We start from the raw sequence: 1,105 nt of genomic DNA on the forward strand, positions 1-1,105 counted from the left end.
AGTGACCTGTCAAGTTGACAGCATCATCGTTACCTTTCGAACACGGTTTGCCGGGTCGTTATCGCCCAAGCTATTCGGGCTATTTTGTTAGCCAGCGCACAACACACCACGCAGGAGTGTTTTCTTGCCAGCTGTGCCCTGACCCAGTCAGCCAGCTTTCCTGACTGATAATCTATTTTCTGGATAAAGACCCTGGCACACTGGACAAGCAACCGTCGCAGATTTTTATCTCCGCGTTTACTTATCCCTAAAAGCGTATTTTTGCCGCCGGTGCTGTACTGTCGCGGCACCAGGCCGGTTGAGGCAGCAAAGTCCCGGCTACAGCCATATTGCTTACCATCGCCCAACTGCGATGACAAAACGCTGGCAGTTATCGGCCCAACGCCAGGTATTGTCTGAAGACGTTGCCCTGTTTCATCACGACTCAGTTCTTGTTCCAGCGCCATCTCAAGCTCAGTGAGCTGTTCGACAAGATAGAGATAATGAGCATGTAAGCGCATCAGCAACTGTGCCAGATAGGGAGGGAGTGTGTTCTCTGCCAGAACTGTTGAAAGCCGTTTTATCACTGCGGTTCCGAGCGGCATACTAATGCCAAACTCCAGCAAAAATGCATGCATCTGATTGGTCGTTTTGACTTTATCTCTGACCAGTGACTCTCTGACACGATGCAGGGCACGCATAGCCTGTTGCGCCTCAGTTCTAGGTTGTACAAATCGCATAGATGGGCGAGATGCTGCTTCGCAGATGGCTTCGGCATCGACAAAATCATTCTTGTTACTCTTTACAAAGGGGCGGACAAATTGCGGAGAAATGAGCTTCGCGTCATGCCCTAAATCAGCGAGCCGACGAGCCATAAAATGGGCACCGGCACAGGCTTCCATTACAACGGTAGTCGGTGCACACATAGCCAGAAACTCGATGAGTTTGGTGCGGGTAAATTTTTTCCGCAGCAATGCCTTGCCTGATTTATCCTGACAATGAATGTGAAAAGAATGTTTGCCGAGATCGATACCAATAAGGGTGACGTTTTGCATGATGGTCTTCTCCATAAAGAAACACCCTGCCAGCGTACCGCTCACAGGGTGGTGGGGACCATCTCATTAAC

General features: G+C 50.0%; 1 protein-coding gene. It reads right to left on the reverse strand.

Annotation, left to right across the window (positions count from 1 at the left end; all coding sequences use genetic code 11):
• Nucleotides 1–29: 29 nt before the first annotated feature.
• Nucleotides 30–1,034, reverse strand: a complete 1,005-nt coding sequence (locus AC2A1E_RS24145; RefSeq protein ID WP_484385865.1) for an IS110 family RNA-guided transposase — start codon at nt 1,032–1,034, stop codon at nt 30–32.
• Nucleotides 1,035–1,105: the final 71 nt, after the last annotated feature.

The sequence above is a fragment of the Serratia sp. HNCC26DJ206 genome (assembly GCF_057180605.1).